This is a genomic window from Pseudomonas guineae (assembly GCF_900113745.1).
Taxonomy (GTDB): Bacteria; Pseudomonadota; Gammaproteobacteria; order Pseudomonadales; family Pseudomonadaceae; genus Aquipseudomonas; species Aquipseudomonas guineae.
On sequence record NZ_FOQL01000001.1, the window covers coordinates 200,898 to 220,167 of the forward strand.

Here is a 19,270-nt window from a genome sequence, read left to right on the forward strand (position 1 = left end):
TGCCTTAAACCACTGATGGCTCACGATGTGCCGTGTGCGCCATGGCCATGTCCACATGGTTGATAGTGCTCAGTATCTGCTCGGGCGCAGTCAAGGTCGGCGCCATCGTCCAGCGGTCCAGGGCATCATTGCCCACCCGCAGCATGCCGGTGTGATTGGCGTCGTTGAAGTCCACCAACGGGTCGGGGTCGTAGAACCCCAGGCGGTAGCGCACCAGGTCGATATCCGCACGAGCGCCAGTCAAAAACAGCCAACCCGGCTCGATATGATGACGCGCAACGTACTCGCGTAACCGCTGTGGGGTATCCATCTCCGGCTGCAGCGAAATCGAGTACATAAACACATCGCGCCCCACCCGCTCGCCGAGCATTTTCTGCACCAGACGCAAATTGGCCGTACTCACCGGACAAGTGCGCTCACACTGGGCGTACATCATGTTGAAGGTCACCAGCTTGCCGCGAATGAGGTCGTCATAGAACTTCACGGGCTGGCCTTCATGGGTGTACAGGGTGACATTGGGGAAATTCTTAGTCCCTGCCGAACTGCGCACGATGGCTTGTGGTGCATCACTGCCCCGCTGCAACGCAGCCACACCCAAGGCGGCCACACCCACACCCATACCGGCCAGTAATTTTCTTCGCGTATTCATCGAACACCCTCCTGCATCTCTTTAACCGCCTGCGCAGCGGCCATCAGACAATGTCCCAGCGCAGCATCATCGAGTGATCCTCATGGATGAGGTTGTGGCAGTGCATCACGTACTTGCCCTTGTAATCACGAAACCGCAGCAACACCCGGATGGTCGTGCGCCCGTTGACCACAAATACATCCTTACGTCCGCGCTCATGTGCTGGGATCACTACGTTTCGGCCATCGGTGGTCTTGCTTAAAATCCGGCCCTCCTCGAAGTGGATGTGGATCGGGTGATCCCAGCCGTTATCGACGCTCGCCAACTCCCAGATCTCCATGCCACCAAGAGGGATTTGTGCACGCGGCACATTGATATCGAGGAACTGACCGTTGATCGCCCACATGTTTTGCCGGCGCTCAAACACCCAACGCCGTACCGGTAGCGCGGCCAACTCTGCCGTCGACGGCAAGGGGCGCAGCGGCCGCAGAAAGCTTGGCACCTGGCTTAGGTCCTGTTCGGGCGGTTCGCGATCGACCACGATTTTCAGCACACGCACGCCTGGAGCGACCACCCGATCAGGCCGCCGGGTGTCGTCGGCAACATGAGTCAGGCGGTTGACCAGATACAACTCGGTGCCCCGCGGGTAGCGGGAAAAATCCACCACAATGTCGCCACGCTCAGCCACGCCTAAACGCACAAAGGTCTGGTTGAGCAGTGGTCTTTCCAGCAGGTTGCCGTCATTGGCAATGTAGGTGAAGGGCTGAATCACATTGTTCGGCCGCACCAAATAAAACTGATAGAAGCGGCTCGGGCCGGCATTGAGCAGACGCAAACGATACTTGCGCCGCGCCACACGCAACACCGGCTCGATCTTGCCGTTGACTACGACCTTGTCGCCGAGCACACCGTCCGGGTTGACCTGGTCGTAATAAAGCATGCCATCGGCATCAAAACGTCGATCGGAAAAGCTCAGCGGGTAATCGTACGGGTGGCTGGGTAAGCGCAGTGCACTGGGATTGGGATCACGCTCATCGCCTGAATCCAGCTCATCAAACAGGCAATAGAAGCCGACCAGCCCACGGACAATATTCGGCGCGGTGAAGTCGGTGGTGTGGTCATGATAGAACAGCGTGCCCAAGGCCTCGCGGTAATCACCAATGCCATTTTGCAGCTCGTCATAGCCGGCATAGATGTTCGAGTAGAGGTGATCCCTAAAGCCTCCGGGCGAGGTCAGGGTTGGCCCCGCCTTGGTGGCGCTGTAATAGTCGCCGGGGAAGCCGTCACTTTCCGAGCCGCAGTGCAGGTTATGCAGGTGGGTGGAAATTTCCGGGCTACCAAATCCGACATGGTTGGCCGGTAAATCGTTGTATATCCGGCACAGAACCGGATGACCGTAATGGGCAAACACCACGGGGCTAAGGATGCTCAAATCCGGCTCTTTAGCCTGATAGGTCCACACAGGTTGCGCCGGGTAGGATGGGCTGAACACCCAGTTTTCACGCTGTGCGGCATGCAACTCATAGGGCTCGGCCCTGGCGGCGAACTCATTCCAACGCTGGTGCGACGGACGCCCGGCTTCACCGCCGGCGATGTTCGCGGTCCCGGTGGGTGACGGATCTAAGGGGTTGGCGTCAAGCACGCCAATAACGTCAGGAAGAAATTCCTGCCAAGGCACAGTCGGCGGACTGGCCGGCACTGCCGCAACTGCAACCGCATCCTCATCACTTGTCCTGGATTTTGCGGACGCCGGCAGTAACGGCGCAACCATCAACGCGGCGCTGCCTTTGAGAAAATTACGCCGCGACGGCTGCTCCGCTGCATCGCCATCGATCGACGCCCCTGGCTGATTCTCTGCGGGTGTCACCAAGAATGAAGACTTCATAAATATCTACCTCCCCGGCTCCCTGCTCGCCACCCATCCGCGATCAACCACCTCAAGAAAAAGGATGGGTAACAAACGTGCGCCGTATGTTGAGCACAACATCAATAGCGAATGCTCGAGACAGACTTCTCAGCCAGGCCTCCAAGCGAGAGCGCCGCGCTAGTTTCAACGGGAGGGTGGACCATGCGACTGCAACGACGCACTAAGCAGAGGAAACAACAGGGATGCTCGGCGTCTCATTGAACCAGTAGACATAATATTCTCCCTAGCGGTAACGCTTAAACCGAACTCAGAACGCTCCCCCACGCACTGAGCCCACCAACTTTCAAGCTCTTACTGTTGTAACTAAAGTACCAAGTACGACGAATGTCAATTAACCGTCAAACAACCTGATAAACGGAATTAAGCTCACCAATCCATTGATTTAAATAAATATTAATAAAATATACTCGATACAAAATGGAGCATGTCGACATACGCCATTCCCGCCAGCGCACTGTGCCGCGCGCCAGCCCACGCCTGTCACCGGCAGGCTTTTAGCACAAGACTTGCAGGCCGCCGCACTAACACCGAAGCTAACCCCTTATTCAGTGATGTCATGGTGAGGATTAGCTTTGGATTGGCCAACCCTGCTCAACCGCGAACGACTCGGCAAACCGACGCACAGTGCCGATGAATTGGGCCGCACGCCCTTCCACAAAGACCATGACCGCATCATCTTCTCGGGAGCCTTCCGCCGCTTGGGGCGCAAGACCCAGGTGCACCCGGTGTCCAGCAATGACCACATTCACACTCGCCTGACCCATTCCCTGGAAGTCAGCTGCGTGGGCCGCTCCTTGGGTATGCGCGTCGGTGAAATGATCCGTGGCGCACTGCCCGGTTGGTGCGAGCCAAGTGATCTGGGCATGGTTGTGCAATCGGCCTGCCTGGCCCACGACATCGGTAATCCGCCCTTTGGTCATTCCGGTGAAGACGCTATTCGTCATTGGTTTCAGCAGGCTGCCGGACGCGGCTGGCTGGACGATATGAGCGCAGCCGAACGCGGTGATTTTCTCAGCTTCGAGGGCAATGCTCAGGGCTTTCGCGTGCTTACCCAGTTGGAATATCACCAGTTCGACGGCGGCACCCGGCTGACCTACGCGACACTTGGCACCTACCTGAAATACCCCTGGACAGCACGCCACGCCGAAGCCTTGGGCTACAAAAAGCACAAGTTCGGCTGCTACCAAAGCGAGCTGCCCCTGCTTGAGCAGATCGCTAGCAAACTGGGCCTGCCACAGCTGGAAGAACAACGCTGGGCACGCCATCCGCTGGTCTATCTGATGGAGGCAGCAGACGACATCTGCTACGGCTTGATCGACTTGGAAGATGGCCTGGAAATGGAGTTGCTTGAGTACAGCGAAGTTGAAGCGTTGCTGCTCGATCTGGTGGGTGATGACCTGCCGGAAACCTACCGCCAGCTTGGCCCCGATGATTCCAAGCGGCGCAAGCTGGCGATTCTGCGCGGCAAAGCCATCGAACACCTGACCAACGCTGCCGCCGAAGCCTTTGTCGAGCAGCAGGACGCCCTACTGGCCGGGACCCTGCACGGAGATTTGGTCGAGCACATGCACGGCACCGCCAAGCACTGCGTACAGAGCGCCAAGGACATGGCGCGACAGAAGATCTTCCAAGATAAACGCAAGACGCTGCATGAAATCGGTGCCTACACCACCCTGGAAATTCTTCTCAACGCTTTCTGTGGCGCAGCGCTTGAGCAGCATGGCGGGCGCACGCCGTCATTCAAGAACCGTCGTATTCTCGACCTGCTAGGCAATAACGCACCCGATCCGCACTGGCCGTTATACAAGTCCTTCCTGCGCATGATCGATTTTATCGCGGGTATGACTGACAGCTACGCTACTGAAATGGCCCGTGAGATGACGGGCCGGTCAAGCCCGGTATAAGTCATGAATAGTCTTTTACGACAAACCTTTAGCTGGCATGCCGGCCCGCCAGCTTGGGGTCCGGCGATGGTTGCCGGTTTTGGCTGCGCGCTGCCCTTGCTGCTCGGGCTGTTCAGCGCGCACCCGGGGTTTCTCTGGGCCTCGGTAGGCGCGTTTCAGGCCGCCCAGGCTAACCCCCTGCATCGCCTCGGTATGCTGCGCATGTTGATGCTCTGCGGGCTGGGTGCTGCCAGTGCCGGATTAGGTTTTTGGTCGGCCGATCATCCTTACACCAGCTTTCTGATCTTCGCGCTGTTCGGTTTTCTCTTGGCCTGGATGCAACGCTTTGGCAGTGAGGCCGGCAAGCTGGGCATCGGCCTGGCCATCTGCTTATGCCTGGGGCAAGGTCAACAGGGCCTCGGCACGCTGAATAACCCCTACGCCATCGCCATGCTGTTTATCCTCGGCGGCCTCTGGGTGATGCTCCTGGCCTTCGGTCTGCGCGGCATGCATGGCTTGCGTATGTGGCCGTATATGCCGCGCTTTATCAGCATTTTCAAAGTACTCAAACGTCACGCCAAACGCTTGCCGAAACAAAAGTGGCGGCTACATGCGCTGGGCTGCACCCTGGCATTTGCTTTGTCTGGGCTGATCGTCAACCTGGCACAACTGCACCGTGGCTATTGGCTGACGCTCACCGTAGTCACCACCTTGCAGCTGAGTTTTCAGGGCAGCCTGGTCCGTGCTGTGCAATCGATTCTGGCCAGCCTGGGCGCCGCGGGACTGCTGATACTGCTCGGCCACAGCCTGCAAAGTCCGGCATTGATGGTTGCCACCCTGCTGCCGTTAATTGCTCTCAGCCGCGCTTTGCAAGCCAACCACTACGGGCTGTTTGTGCTGCAGACCAGCGTGTGCTTTGTGTTGCTGGCGGAAAGCCTGGCGCAAGACTGGCAACTGCCGCAGGTGCGTTTATTCAACAGCCTGATCGGCGTGGTGCTGGCGTTACTGGTGGCCTTACTGGTGTATGGCCTGGAGCGCTGGCTGGAGCACCGGCAACTGCTGCAAAAGGCCAGTAACAACACTGATGCGAAGGCATGAGCCTGCCGGCCCAAATGATGGAGATTGCCGATATTTTCGAAGCTTGACGGCGGCCAGACGATCTACGCGATAGGCAAATTGCAGCCTACATAACCGAGCATCATGGCCAGCATGTGCGGCGCGAACAAATTGACCAGGTCGATGAGACGAAGATACTGACTAAGGCTGGTTTTACGGCTAAAGGGGACTTGCGGGAGAGAGGGAACAGCAGCGGAGCATGCGCGGTGCATGCCCCGCTTGGAGCATCAGGCCTGATTCAGCTGATTGTCTGGGTACCAGACATCAAGCAGCGGGCTGGCAGTGAACTCCACCAGCTCGTCACGGCCTTTGAGCCAGGCTTCAACGGCAGCGCGCTGCTCTTCGCTGACCGAGCCACGCTTGGCCAGGCATACCAGACCGAAGTCATCGCCACCTACATAGCCAAGGTCGTTAGCGGTCATGGCGTCGCGCAAAAACTGCTCAAGGAATGTATCGATGGCTTCATCAGCCAGATCTTCCTTAAAAGTCAGGTTCAGCTCAAAACCCAGCTCCTGGAATTCATCCACGCAGAGTTTTTTGCGCAGACGGCGGGAACGGTTAGTAGCCATGGAACAATCCTCAAAAGTGATATCGCGCGGCACTTTAGCAGTTTCGCTGCCAGCACGCCCGCCTCAAAGACGACAGGTCATCAAACTGCCAGCAGAAAAGCCCCGCCCATAGCAATTACTGCCACTGTGCACGCCCGCTCTTGGGGCATAATTGCCAACATTATCCCAACCCGCGATGGGACCTCTTTACATCTCTCGCGTCCTCTTTTCCCTCAGCTGGAGGGTAGTCGCCCATGATCAAAACCCTGCATCGCCTGGCCATTGTCGGCCTGCTACTGCCTGTTTGCCTGCCACTTGCAGCCGCCAACTACGGATTGTCGAACAAGGTCCAACAATCGTTAAAAGTTAACAAGATCAACAGCCAGTCGCTGTCGGTGGTGACCATCCCGCTCAATGGCCCCGGCAGCAGCACTTTTTTTAATGCTGATATTTCCGTCAACCCAGCCTCGACCATGAAGCTGGTAACCACCTATGCAGCGCTCGAACTGCTCGGCCCGACCCATCAGTGGAAAACCGAATTCTTCACCGACGGCCAACTGAAAAATGGCGTGCTTAACGGCAACCTGTACCTCAAGGGCGGCGGCGATCCCAAGCTCAACATGGAAAAACTCTGGCTACTGCTGCGCGACCTACGTGCCAACGGCGTGCATCAGGTTAACGGTGATCTGGTGCTCGACCGCAGCCACTTCGTGCAACCGCAACTGCCCAGCTTTAATGACGACGGCGGCGATTCCAACAAGCCTTTCCTGGTGACGCCCGACTCACTGCTGGTCAACCTCAAAGCGCTGCGTTTTATCGCCCGCACTGAAGACGGCAAAGTGCACATTGCCGCCGAGCCGCCGATTGCCGATATCCGCATCGACAACCGGGTCAAAGCACTGCCTGCGGCCAAATGCCCAGGCTGGCCGGACGTACGCTACAACCCAGTGACCGAATTTGACGGCACCACGGTGATTGTCAGCGGCAAGCTGGCCGAAGGTTGCAGCTCGCAAACCTACCTGTCGTTGCTCGACCACCCGAGCTACGCTGCCGGCGCGATCCGCGCCATCTGGCAAGAGCTGGGCGGCAGCATCATGGGCCAAGATCGCCTCGCCCCAGTGCCGGAGAAAGCCCGCCTGCTGGCCCGCGCTTATTCACCGGATCTGACTGAAATCATTCGCGACATCAACAAGTACAGCAACAACACCATGGCCCGGCAGCTGTTTCTCAGTATCGGCGCGCAGTTTCGAAATTCCGCCGACCTAGACGACAGCAAGGCGGCGCAACGGGTGATTCGCAGCTGGCTGGCGCGCAAAGGCCTCACCGCACCGCACCTGGTGATGGAGAACGGTTCCGGCTTATCACGCGCCGAGCGGGTCAGCGCGCGGGAGATGGCCGCCCTATTGCAGGCCGCTTGGAAGAGCCCCTACGCCGCCGAATTCATGGCCTCGCTACCGCTGGTAGCGATGGACGGCACCATGCGCAAACGCCTGCACCGCACCCCGCTGGTAGGCGAAGCCCGGATCAAGACCGGGACGCTGAATAACGTGCGTGCCATTGCCGGTTTCAGCCGCGACAGCAACGGTAACAGCTGGGCCGTGGTGGCGATCCTCAACGATCCAAGGCCGTGGGGCGCCTCGTCGATTCTCGATCAGGTGCTGTTGGATTTGTACAAGCAGCCCAAGCCAACCGCTAAACGCTGAAGCGCTTAACGCTGCACCGCACACCTCTATTGCCATTGCCGCGCGGCGGCTCTACTCCATCTCCCCACACAGCTGCGCCGCGCGTAACAGCGCGGCCGTCAGGCTGTGGCGCTCCCACTCATCCAGCCCGGCAAAGCGTTCGACGAACTCCGGCGGCAGTAGGCTCGGTGCCTGCTGCACCAGCGCCAAGCCTGGCTCGCTGAGCAGCAACCACTGTTTGCGCCGGTCCTGATCATCTCGTTGACGCTGCAACAGCCCGCGCTCCTCCAGCCGATCGAGCATGCCCGATAAGGTTGCCGCCGTCAGGCTGACGCGGCCACTGAGGTCACTGGCTGTTAGTCGCCTCTCCCCTGCCAGCACCTGCAAAATCAGCAGCTGCACAGGCGTCAGCCCACCAAACTTACTAACGCGTTTGGCATGTACCTCCCCCGCTTGCTGCAAGCGCCGCAATGCCTGAAAAAGCGGCAACTCAAAAGCAGAAACAGATGACAATTCTATTTCAGAAGAAACCTTTTTAACTGGCATATAGACCTTTATAAGCATGATTAAACTTTGACATCAAAGCATTTTTTTGTTCCCCTGTAAAAGGTTCGGCAGCACCGAACCACTCCCCAACGGCAATACCGGTAAGGAAAATTATGTGCGGAATAGCTGGAGAACTACGCTTTGATCAACGACCAGCCGACCTGGCTGCAGTCGAGCGGATCACCCATCACCTAGCCCCGCGCGGTCCCGACGCGCACGGCTTCCACAGTCAAGGGCCGATTGCCCTTGGCCATCGTCGGCTGAAGATCATGGATCTCGCCGAAGCATCAGGCCAACCAATGATAGACAGCGATCTGGGCCTGTCCATGGTGTTCAACGGCGCCATCTATAACTACCCGGAACTGCGTGACGAGCTGAAAGCGCTGGGTTATCGCTTTTTCTCCGGTGGTGACACCGAGGTGCTGCTCAAGGGCTATCACGCCTGGGGCAAAGATCTGCTGCCTAAGCTCAATGGCATGTTCGCCTTCGCCATCTGGGAGCGCGACACCCAGCAGCTGTTTATTGCCCGCGACCGTCTCGGCGTTAAGCCGCTGTACCTGTCACGTACCGGTGAGCGCCTGCGTTTTGCTTCCAGTCTGCCGGCGCTGATGGCCGGTGGTGATATTGGCAAAACGCTCGATCCCGTTGCGCTCAATCACTACCTCAACTTCCATGCCGTAGTGCCCGCACCGCGCACCCTGCTGGCAGGCGTTGAGAAGCTGCCACCGGCCACCTGGATGCGCATCGACGCCCAAGGCAACTGCGAGCAGCAAACTTGGTGGAGCCTGGAGTTCGGCCCGCAGCGTGATGAAATCAGCTTTGGTCTGGATGAGTGGCGCGAGCGTGTGCTCGATGGCATGCGTGAGGCGGTGTCGATCCGTCAGCGCGCCGCCGTGGATGTCGGCGTGCTGCTGTCCGGCGGGGTCGATTCGAGCATGCTGGTCGGCCTGCTGCGTGAAGCCGGAGTGGAAAACCTCTCGACCTTTTCCATCGGTTTTCAGGATGCCGGCGGCGAGCGCGGCGACGAGTTCCAGTACTCCGACCTGATCGCCGAACGCTTCAATACTCAGCATCACCAACTACGCATCGGTGAGCACGAGATTCTTGAGCAACTACCTGCGGCCTTCCGTGCGATGAGCGAGCCGATGGTCAGCCACGACTGCATCGCCTTCTACCTACTGTCGCGCGAAGTGGCCAAGCACTGCAAGGTGGTGCAAAGCGGCCAGGGTGCCGATGAACTGTTCGCCGGCTACCACTGGTACCCACAAGTGGACGCCGCCGACGATGCCTTTTCCGCCTACCGCGCTGCGTTCTTTGACCGTGACTACGACGAATACGCGGCCTGCGTACAGCCGGCCTGGCTCACCGGTGATGCCGCCGGGGACTTCGTCCGTGAGCACTTTGCTCAGCCCGGTGCCGTTGCGGCTGTCGACAAGGCACTGCGCCTCGACAGCACGGTGATGCTGGTCGATGACCCGGTCAAACGGGTCGACAACATGACCATGGCCTGGGGCCTGGAAGCGCGCACGCCGTTTCTCGATTACCGCCTGGCCGAGCTGTCCGCGCGGATTCCGGGGCGCTTCAAGCTGCCCGATGGCGGCAAACATGTACTCAAGGAAGCCGCGCGCCAGGTGATCCCCAGCGAAGTGATTGATCGGCCTAAAGGCTACTTCCCGGTGCCGGGCCTCAAACATCTTGAAGGTGCAACTTTAGGTTGGGTGCGCGACCTGCTGCTGGACCCAAGCCAGGATCGCGGCCTGTTTAATCCGGCCATGCTCGACCGCCTGCTGACAGACCCGCATGGCCAGCTGACACCGCTGCGCGGCTCCAAACTTTGGCAGATGGCGGCGCTCAATCTCTGGCTGAACGAACACGGCCTGTAAGGCTGCTCGTTCGCCCGTTTCCCTGAATACCCCGGCCTGTGCCGGGGTATTCAGACAGCAAAGGATGCCTTCCAATGCGTGCCACTGCCTTTAACCAACGCCTGTTACGCGGCCAGACGCCGTCTTACGAACGTCTGCAAGCGCGTTTCGCCGAAGAACCCGACAGCGAGATGGGCCAACCGAAAGCTGTGCATTGTGGCTGGGGCCGCCTGCTGATCGGCCACACCTACCCAGACGCCGCCGCCCTGGCTGGCGACCTGCTGACCGAGCAGCCTGGCGAGCGTGATATCGCCCTGTATGTCGCCGCGCCTCATCAGGTGTTGGCGCAGGCGCCGCAACAGTTGTTTCTCGATCCCTCAGACACCCTGCGCTTGTGGTTTAGCGACTATCGCCAGGCACGCCGTAGCTTTCGAGGCTTTCGCATACGCCGTGCGCAAAATGCTCAAGATTGGCAGGCGATCAACACCCTGTACCAATTACGCGGCATGCTGCCGATCGACCCCAGCAAACTCACCCCGCGCCACTTGGGTGGTCCGGTTTACTGGCTGGCTGAGGATGAGGACAGCGGTGCAGTAATCGGCAGCGTCATGGGCCTCAATCACCAGAAGGCCTACAAAGACCCGGATAACGGCAGCAGCCTGTGGTGCCTGGCCGTCGACCCGCGCTGCAGCCGGCCCGGCGTCGGTGAGGTGCTGGTGCGCCACCTGATCGAGCATTTTATGAGCCGTGGCCTGAGCAGCCTCGACCTGTCGGTGCTGCACGACAACGACCAAGCCAAAGGGCTGTACGCCAAGCTGGGCTTTCGTGAATTGCAGACCTTCAGCATCAAGCGCAAGAACGGCATCAACGAAGCGCTGTTTATCGGCCCGGGCCCGCATACGCCAATGAACCCCTACGCGCGGATCATCGTCGATGAAGCCCTGCGCCGCGGTATCGAAGTGCAGGTCGACGACGCTGACGCCGGCTTGTTCACCCTCAACCACGGCGGCCGACGTATCCGCTGCCGCGAGTCACTGACCGACCTCACCAGCGCCGTGAGCATGACCCTCTGCCAGGACAAACGCCTGACCCATCGCGCTCTGGCTCAAGCTGGCCTGCACCTGCCAGCCCAACGCCTGGCTGGTAACGCCGAAGAGAACGCCGCATTTCTCGCCGAGCACGGCAGTGTGGTGGTCAAGCCGGTCGATGGCGAACAAGGCCAGGGCGTCGCGGTGGACTTGCACACCCCGCTGGATGTGCAGGATGCGATCGAGCGTGCCAGCACCTTCGACAGCCGCGTGTTGCTGGAAAGCTTTCACCCAGGCTGCGACCTGCGCATTCTGGTGATCGGCTTTGCCGTGGTGGCCGCTGCGATTCGCCGCCCGGCCGAAGTGGTCGGCGATGGCCAGCACAGCATAGGCGCGCTTATTGACGCGCAAAGCCGCCGCCGCCAAGCCGCCACCGAGGGTGAAAGCCGCATCCCCAAGGACGCCGAAACCCTGCGCACCTTGCATGCCGCCGGGGTCGACTACGACAGCGTGCTACCAGCGGGCCAGCGCCTGGCCGTGCGCAAGACCGCCAACCTGCACACTGGCGGCAGCCTGGAGGACGTCACCAAGATCCTTCATCCGGTGTTGGCCGATGCGGCGGTAAGAGCAGCTCGCGCCCTGGACATCCCTGTGGTGGGTCTCGACCTGCTGGTGCCAGCAGCGGATCAACCCGACTACGTGTTTATAGAAGCCAACGAGCGCGCCGGCCTGGCCAATCATCAGCCACAGCCTACCGCCGAGCGTTTTATCGACCTGTTATTCCCCCTCAGCCAGGTGGGTTGAAGGGCCGAATTAGCCGCGACACACGGCGCTTGTTGGGAGAAACCTCGGGTAGCGCAGCGCAATCCGGGGGTTCGTTAGCAGGCGTTTTCAGACCGCACGGCTGAACTTGAAACCCATTTCACAGGAGACTTTGTATGCAACAGCTCCCCGAGCCCGATCTCGATTATCTGCAAAAGGTGCTGCTGGAAATGCTCGCCATTCCCAGCCCCACCGGCTTTACCGACACCATTGTGCGCTACGTCGCCGAACGCTTGGAGGAGATCGGCATCCCCTTCGAAATGACCCGTCGCGGCACCATTCGCGGCACCCTCAAGGGCAAGCAGAGCAGCCCCGACCGCGCGGTATCAGCGCACCTCGACACGATCGGCGCGATCGTCCGCGAGCTGCAGGACAACGGGCGCCTAGGCCTGGCCGCCGTTGGCTGCTGGTCCAGTCGTTTTGCCGAAGGCAGCCGCGTCAGCGTGTTTACCGATCACGGTGTGATTCGTGGCAGCGTGTTACCGCTGATGGCCTCCGGACACGCCTTCAACACCGCTGTGGATCAACTGCCCATCAGTTGGGACCATGTCGAGCTGCGTCTGGACGCCTACTGCAGCACCCGCGCCGACTGCGAGTCGCTGGGTATTTCAGTCGGTGACTTCGTCGCCTTCGACCCACTGCCGGAGTTCACTGAAAGTGGCCACATAAGCGCCCGCCACCTGGATGACAAAGCCGGTGTCGCCGCCCTGCTCACCGCGCTCAAGGCCATTAAAGAAAGTGGCATCGAGCCGGAAATCGACTGCCATCCGCTGTTCACCATCACCGAGGAAGTCGGCTCTGGAGCAGCCGCCGCCCTGCCTTGGGATGTCAGCGAGTTCGTCGGCATCGATATCGCCCCGGTCGCGCCGGGCCAGCAGTCCAGCGAACACACCGTCAGCGTGGCCATGCAGGATTCCGGCGGGCCGTACGACTATCACCTGTCGCGGCAACTGTTGCGCCTAGCCGAAGAGAACGAGGTGCCAGTACGCCGCGACTTGTTCCGCTACTACCACAGCGACGCGCAATCGGCGGTTACCGCCGGCCACGATATCCGCACCGCTCTGCTCGCCTTCGGCTGCGACGCGACCCATGGCTATGAGCGCACGCACATCGACAGCCTCAAGGCCCTCAGCCGTCTGCTCGCCGCCTACCTGCTCAGCCCACCGGTATTCGCCAGCGATGCCCAGCCGGCGCAAGGCTCGTTAGAGCGCTTTAGCCACCAATTGGAGCACGATGCGCAGATGGAAAGTGATACCCGCTTGCCGACTGTCGACAGCCTGTGGCGACCACGCGATCAGGACGCTTGAAGGGCCACGCGCATCCGGGCAAAGTGACGGCATGACGCGGGGCCGGATCAGGCCTCAGATAATAATAATGAGGTCGATGAATGCCGCGGATATGGCTAGCGGTGATGTTGCTCTGGCTCTGTGGTCCGGCGTGGGCGCTGCTACCTGCAACGCTTGATAGCCGCGACATACGCCTGCCATTGGGGCCTTCCATGGCTTACCTGGAAGACCCTCGGGGCGAACTGAGCATCGCACAAGTGAGCGCACTGGCCGATGAGCGCTTTACCCCGGTGCAGGGCCCGCACGCCAACCTCGGCAAGAATGCTTCGGTCTGGTGGTTCAAGGTTCGGCTGGACAACCGCCTGACCCATAACCTGCCTGGCTATTTAGAAGTTAACTACCCGCTGCTCGATCACCTGCAAGTTTTTATGGCCGCAACCGACGGTCAGTGGCAGATGCAGGAAAGCGGTGACCGCTATGCCTTCTCCCAGCGCCCGGTGCAGGTGCGCAACTTTTGGTTTCCGCTAGAGCTGGCACCCGGCGAAAGCACCCTGCTGGTCCGCGTCGAAACCACCAGCACGATATTTATTCCGCTGCTCTTCAGCACCTACCAAGCCAGCGCCGCAGCCCAAGAAAACCTCATGGGCATCAACGGTGCGTTCTACGGCGTGCTGTTTGCGATGTTCTGCTACAACCTGTTTCTGTTTCTCTCGCTGCGCGAGTCGGCCTATTTCTGGTACCTGGTGTACAACCTGAATATTGGCCTGTTTGCCGCCAGCTTCGACGGCATGCTGTTCAAGCTGTTACCCGAGCACGTCGGCCTGCAGTCGGTGAGCATCTACATGCTGATGTATATCCACTGTCTAACGGCTACTCAGTTCAGTCGCCACTTCCTGCACACCGCACAATACTTTCCACGCCTGGACCTTGGCCTACGTTTGTTCATGATGCTGGTGGGGGGCTGCCTGGTGTCGGTGCCGTTAATCGGCATGCAGGCCTGGAATATCCTGGCCAGCCTGACCGTACTGGCAGTGTCGCTGGTACTGCTGCTTAGCGGTACGTATGTGTGGCGCCAAGGGCTGCGCTACGGCTCTTATTACATACTGGCCTGGGGCATCTTGCTGGCCTCGTTCATCATCGCCACTTCGGGCTCGCTCGGTATCGAACTGTTTGGCCTGTATGGCGCGACGGTGGTAAAAATCGGCGTAACCATTGAGCTGATCACCCTATCCATCGGCTTGGCAGACCGCATCAATATGCTTAAGGAAGAAGGCTTCAAGTCACGCCGCGCCGCCGAGCAGGCAGAAATCGAAAACCAGGCCAAGAGCCGCTTCCTGGCCAAGATGAGCCACGAGATCCGCACCCCACTGAACGGCGTGCTGGGCATGCTGCAACTGCTCAAGGAAACCGCGCTGGACCGCAGCCAGCGCTTCTATGTCGACACCATTTCCAGCTCCGGCAGTTCACTGATGGCCGTGATCAACGACATTCTTGACTACGCGCGAATCGAGTCCGGCAAACTCAGCCTGGAACATATCGAGTTCGACCTGGAAGAGTTGATTTCCGACACCCTCAGCTTATTCACCGGGCAAGCGCTGGAGAAGCGCTTGCGCCTCTACGTCAGCCTGGAAAATGGCGTACCACGGCGCATCCAAGGCGATCCGACACGCCTCAAGCAAGTGCTGATGAACCTGCTCAGTAATGCCCTGAAATTCACCGCCGAAGGCCACGTAGCGCTGAATGTGTGCCTGCGTAATGACTCCCAAGGCAACCCGCACCTGGTCTTCGCTGTCAGTGATAGCGGTATCGGCATCACTGATCAAGCACTGACTCAGTTGTTCGAGTCATTCGCCCAGGGTGACTCCAGCACCACCCGCCGTTACGGCGGCAGCGGTCTGGGCCTGTCGATTAGCAAGGAGTTGGTGGAAATGATGGGCGGCCGCATCGAGGTGCAGAGCACGCCTGGTCAAGGCACTCGCTTCGCCTTCGATATTCCGCAGGCCGGCGACCCGCTGTTCCTCGACCCCCTGCACGAATTGCTTAAGGGTCGTACAGCCCTGCTCGCCTCACTCGACGGCCTCGGTCTAGACGCTGTGAGTCGCCTGCTAGGACGCTGGGGGATGCGCACCGAACGCTGCCAGAACCCTGAAAAGCTGCTTGGCTATCTGCAGGACTTCACCGCCCCGCCGTTGTTGATAGTGATGACGCCCTGGCCGGGTAGCACTCAGCATTGGCTGGACTCGCTGCGCCCGCTGCTGCAACCAGGGCAACGCGTACTAATACTTTGCGCCCCAGAGCAATGCCAAGTACTGCCCCGCGCCGCCGGCCTGCGCCTACTGAGTATGCCGCAGCCGCTGGCGCTCAATGCACTGCGCAATGCGCTACAAGAGCTCTATGAAGAACCGCGCATTGACGAGTTGCAAGCGCCCGCCAAACCCCACTGCAACAGCGGTATAGCGCCATGTATTCTGGTGGCCGAAGACAACCCAGTGAATCAACTGGTGGTCCAGGGCTTTCTGAAGAAACGCGGCTACAACGTACGCCTAGTGACCAACGGCTTGGCAGCTCTTAACGAATACCAGCGCGACCCAAGCGCCACTCAGTTGATCCTGATGGACTGCGAAATGCCGGAGATGGATGGCTTCGAAGCCACCCGGCAAATCCGCCGTCTGGAGCGCCAATACAACCTGCCAGAAGTGCCGATCATCGCCCTCACCGCACACATCCTTGATGAGCACCGCCAGCGCGGGGTCGAATCCGGGATGAATGACTTCCTCGGCAAACCACTGGACAGCAACAAGCTCTACAACACCCTAGAAATCTACCTGCAGCCAGTGGGATAAACACAGCACAAACATGGCCAGGCAGTCCTGCGCGCGTTAGCATCGCCGCTGCGTTCTGGAGACCAAACTGTGCTGATTCCTTATGACCTGCTCGAAGCTGACACCCTGACCCGCCTGATCGAAGATTTCGTCACCCGCGACGGCACCGACAACGGCGACGAAACACCGCTGCACACGCGTATCGAACGCGTACGCCATGCGTTGAGCAAAGGCCAGGCAGTGATTGTTTTCGATGCTGAAAGCCAGCAATGTCAGCTGGCGTTGAAACGCGATGTGCCAAAAGAATGGCTGGATGCGCTAGAGCAATAGTCGCGTTAAACCTTTGGATTAGCCGCGCAAACCACCCTCGCGCTCCCACGCGCAGCGCACGCGCAACTCACCTTCCTGCGGGCTGTGAAAACCGTCGTCTGATTCCCAGCGAAACGTGTGCGTACCGTTCAGTTCGGTTTCCAGGTGCACCACCGCGCTGGCCCAGTACAGGCGTTTGAGCAGGGCTTCGAACTGCTTGATCCACAGGCTCCACTCGTACTCTACGGTACGGTAGCTGGCCCCGAAGTGGATCACCTGGGTCTGATACACGCCATCGCCCGGCAGCTCGCTAAAAGCAAACATCTCACGGCCAAGCAAGCTCCAGGCATCACCCACTGGCAGGTCGGCAAGCACCTGCCGATTGATTTCACGGCGCAAACGGCTTTCCGCCGGACTGTCCGACGGCCAGTCACGGATACAACCATAAACAATGGATTCGGACTCCACGCAGGCACTCCAGCAAATCAAGGCTGCCTTCTATCACAGCCGCCAAGGCCAAGGAAGGAACGGCGGCTAAATAAGCGTTATTGCCGCGAAGATCGACACTCAACTGACGTTATGCAGCCGCCCGTACTCGCCCACGCCCCAACACCCAAGCCAGCAGCGTCATCACCAGTGCCAGCGCCGTCAGCACCATAAATGGCAGCTGGTAGTTACCGGCCAAATCGCGCGCCAGGCCGGTCAACACTGGGGTTAGACAGGCCAGGCTGTAGCCCATGCACAGCATCATCGCGGTCCAGCGGCTGACCGCCATGGGTGATGCCGCTTCATACAGCGGTAACACCAATGACAGAGCAAAGGAGCCACCCAGGCCGAAACCGACAGTAACCGCCCACAACTCGGGCAGCACGGTGGGCTGAAAGGTGATCATCATCAGGCTGATCGACGACAACAAGCCGCAGCCCATCAGCAACGCATAGCGATTCTGGAAGCGCTGTGCCAACCAGGGCAACAGGAACGAACTGGGCAAGCCCATCAACATCGACACGCTGAATAGGCTGTTGCTGTGGATCAGACTCAACCCCGCTTCGTGATAACGCGCCACCGCCCAGGTGGCCAGGGCGTAAAACAACCCGGCCTGCAGAGCGAAAAATGCACTGATCAGCCAGGCACGCGGCTGCCGCCAGGGCAAACCTCCAGCCGTCTCACCGTCGGTCTCAATACGATTAGGCAAGCACAGCCACAGCAACAGCCCGACTAACGCTGGTAAAGCCCAAACAGCCAGACCATGGCTCCAGTCATCGCCCAGTAACTGCGTAGCTGGCGCCGTCAGCACCGCACCGCCTGCTCCGCCAATCGCCATACTTAAGGAATACCAACCGACCACACTGCCCATGCGCCCGGCAAAATGGCGTTTGATAAAGCCCGAAAGCAACGGCCCGGCGACGGCAATAGCGGCGCCCAGGAGCACCGCACTGCCAATCAAAATCACACTGACATGGGCCATTACACGCAGCAGCAAAGCCAGCGCAATCAGCGCCATACACAGAGCGATGGTGCGCTCAAGCCCCAGCCGCAGCGCCAAACGCGGCGCAAAAGGCGCTAACAAGCCCATGCACAAAACAGGTAGCGCAGTGGTCAGGCTGATCAGGCTGCGGCTCAAGGCCAACTCAGTGGCAATCCGCTCGATCAGCGGGGCCAAAGAGGTAATGCCAGGCCGCAGATTTATTGCAGCCAGAACGAGGGCCAGCAATAGCAAGCCCTGGGGGAAAGGTTTCACAGAACATCCATCAATTTCGCGGTCATGCCGGCATGACCGCGAACCTTAGAGCGCAAGCCCATCGCAAACAAGCCCGAGCGGCGATAAAGCTAACCGTTACATCAGCAGCGCATGATCACTTAGTCCGTGGCGCGCGCATCTTGTCGGCCATTTTGGTCATTTCGTCATACAGCAACTGTGCATTCTGCTTTTTCAACGCCCAAGCCATACGACCTTGCTCATGGGGCAGAATCATGAACTCGCCTTTATCGATCTCTTGATAAATGTAATCAGCAATATCCGCTGCACTGATCGGCGAGCTTTCCAGCAGCTTGCCAACCTGCGCCTTCATCGCCGGCGTTGGACCGCGGAAGGAGTCCAGCAGATTGGTCTGGAAGAACGAGGGGCACACCACATGGACGCCAACTTCGTGCATCTTCAGCTCAATCAACAGGCTTTCCGACAACGCCACCACGCCAGCCTTGGCCACGTTGTAGTTGCTCATAGCCGGCCCCTGCATCAACGCCGCCATCGAGGCGATGTTGACGATCTTGCCTTTGCTCTTTTCCAGCAGCGGCAGGAAGGCCTTGCAGCCTTTGACTACGCCCATCAGGTTGATCGCGATCTGCCAATCCCAATCCTCCAACGACAACTCACTGAAGAAGCCACCCGAGGCAACGCCTGCATTGTTGACGATGACATCGATGCCGCCGAGCTTTTCTTCGCAAGCCTGGGCGAATGCCGTTAACTGGCTGTAATCACGCACATCACAGCGCTGGGTGAAACCATCACCGCCTGCATCGCGAACCATCTGCAGGGTTTCTGTGAGGCCCGGTTCATTGACATCCGACAGCGCCAACTGCCAACCCTCACGCGCCCAACGCAGGGCAATCTCACGCCCTAAACCCGAACCTGCGCCGGTGATCATCATGCGATTTTGCATAGGAAAGCTGCCTTTGCTGCTGTGGTTGATGGGGCCAGTGTAGCCGGGGGAATTATCCAACCTGCACACCATCACTTCTCTGAATAAGGCAGCCTAAGCTCAACTCACGGCCGTAGATAAAGAACCAAAGTAAAAAAGTGACACGCAT

General features: G+C 59.3%; 15 protein-coding genes. 8 read left to right on the forward strand and 7 right to left on the reverse strand.

The window, feature by feature from the left end; genetic code table 11:
- Positions 1 to 4: 4 nt before the first annotated feature.
- Together BMZ32_RS01055 and BMZ32_RS01060 are read right to left on the reverse strand one after the other, a co-directional pair.
- Positions 5 to 649, reverse strand: coding sequence for an SCO family protein (locus tag BMZ32_RS01055; RefSeq protein ID WP_090238349.1), 645 nt, complete (start codon positions 647 to 649; stop codon positions 5 to 7).
- A gap of 43 nt (positions 650 to 692) precedes the next feature.
- Positions 693 to 2,513: a multicopper oxidase domain-containing protein gene (locus tag BMZ32_RS01060; RefSeq protein ID WP_090238353.1), complete on the reverse strand. Its 1,821-nt coding sequence runs from the start codon at positions 2,511 to 2,513 to the stop codon at positions 693 to 695.
- A gap of 614 nt (positions 2,514 to 3,127) precedes the next feature.
- Between BMZ32_RS01060 and BMZ32_RS01065 the strand changes: the two genes are divergently transcribed.
- Together BMZ32_RS01065 and BMZ32_RS01070 are read left to right on the forward strand one after the other, a co-directional pair.
- Positions 3,128 to 4,459 (forward strand): deoxyguanosinetriphosphate triphosphohydrolase, encoded by a 1,332-nt coding sequence (locus BMZ32_RS01065; protein WP_090238356.1) that lies wholly within the window; start codon positions 3,128 to 3,130, stop codon positions 4,457 to 4,459.
- Between the two features lie 3 nt (positions 4,460 to 4,462).
- Positions 4,463 to 5,536 (forward strand): FUSC family protein, encoded by a 1,074-nt coding sequence (locus BMZ32_RS01070; RefSeq protein ID WP_090238359.1) that lies wholly within the window; start codon positions 4,463 to 4,465, stop codon positions 5,534 to 5,536.
- 245 nt (positions 5,537 to 5,781) lie between these two features.
- Here BMZ32_RS01070 and BMZ32_RS01075 read toward each other — a convergent pair whose 3' ends face one another.
- A complete protein-coding gene (locus BMZ32_RS01075; protein WP_090238362.1) occupies positions 5,782 to 6,123 on the reverse strand; it encodes a YggL family protein in 342 nt (113 codons plus the stop codon).
- 233 nt (positions 6,124 to 6,356) lie between these two features.
- Between BMZ32_RS01075 and dacB the strand changes: the two genes are divergently transcribed.
- Positions 6,357 to 7,805, forward strand: coding sequence for a D-alanyl-D-alanine carboxypeptidase/D-alanyl-D-alanine endopeptidase (dacB, locus tag BMZ32_RS01080; RefSeq protein WP_090238365.1), 1,449 nt, complete (start codon positions 6,357 to 6,359; stop codon positions 7,803 to 7,805).
- A gap of 51 nt (positions 7,806 to 7,856) precedes the next feature.
- Here dacB and BMZ32_RS01085 read toward each other — a convergent pair whose 3' ends face one another.
- Positions 7,857 to 8,330: a MarR family winged helix-turn-helix transcriptional regulator gene (locus BMZ32_RS01085; RefSeq protein WP_090238367.1), complete on the reverse strand. Its 474-nt coding sequence runs from the start codon at positions 8,328 to 8,330 to the stop codon at positions 7,857 to 7,859.
- A gap of 113 nt (positions 8,331 to 8,443) precedes the next feature.
- Here BMZ32_RS01085 and BMZ32_RS01090 point away from each other — a divergent pair, with 113 nt between their 5' ends.
- From BMZ32_RS01090 to BMZ32_RS01110, 5 genes are all read left to right on the forward strand, one after another.
- Positions 8,444 to 10,213: an N-acetylglutaminylglutamine amidotransferase gene (locus BMZ32_RS01090; RefSeq protein WP_090238370.1), complete on the forward strand. Its 1,770-nt coding sequence runs from the start codon at positions 8,444 to 8,446 to the stop codon at positions 10,211 to 10,213.
- 74 nt (positions 10,214 to 10,287) lie between these two features.
- Complete coding sequence (ngg, locus tag BMZ32_RS01095) at positions 10,288 to 12,024, forward strand: N-acetylglutaminylglutamine synthetase (protein WP_090238373.1); 1,737 nt, start codon at positions 10,288 to 10,290, stop codon at positions 12,022 to 12,024.
- 134 nt (positions 12,025 to 12,158) lie between these two features.
- Complete coding sequence (locus BMZ32_RS01100) at positions 12,159 to 13,349, forward strand: osmoprotectant NAGGN system M42 family peptidase (protein WP_090238376.1); 1,191 nt, start codon at positions 12,159 to 12,161, stop codon at positions 13,347 to 13,349.
- Positions 13,350 to 13,429: 80 nt separating this feature from the next.
- Positions 13,430 to 16,171 (forward strand): hybrid sensor histidine kinase/response regulator, encoded by a 2,742-nt coding sequence (locus BMZ32_RS01105; protein WP_090238379.1) that lies wholly within the window; start codon positions 13,430 to 13,432, stop codon positions 16,169 to 16,171.
- Between the two features lie 69 nt (positions 16,172 to 16,240).
- Positions 16,241 to 16,480, forward strand: a complete 240-nt coding sequence (locus BMZ32_RS01110) for a YheU family protein (protein WP_090238383.1) — start codon at positions 16,241 to 16,243, stop codon at positions 16,478 to 16,480.
- 18 nt (positions 16,481 to 16,498) lie between these two features.
- On the opposite strand, the gene BMZ32_RS01115 is transcribed toward BMZ32_RS01110, so the two are convergent.
- From BMZ32_RS01115 to BMZ32_RS01125, 3 genes are all read right to left on the reverse strand, one after another.
- Entirely contained in the window at positions 16,499 to 16,927 is a 429-nt protein-coding gene (locus BMZ32_RS01115) for a hypothetical protein (RefSeq protein ID WP_090238386.1), read from the reverse strand.
- Positions 16,928 to 17,036: 109 nt separating this feature from the next.
- Positions 17,037 to 18,200, reverse strand: coding sequence for an MFS transporter (locus tag BMZ32_RS01120; protein WP_090238389.1), 1,164 nt, complete (start codon positions 18,198 to 18,200; stop codon positions 17,037 to 17,039).
- Between the two features lie 115 nt (positions 18,201 to 18,315).
- Complete coding sequence (locus BMZ32_RS01125; RefSeq protein ID WP_090241475.1) at positions 18,316 to 19,122, reverse strand: SDR family oxidoreductase; 807 nt, start codon at positions 19,120 to 19,122, stop codon at positions 18,316 to 18,318.
- Positions 19,123 to 19,270: the final 148 nt, after the last annotated feature.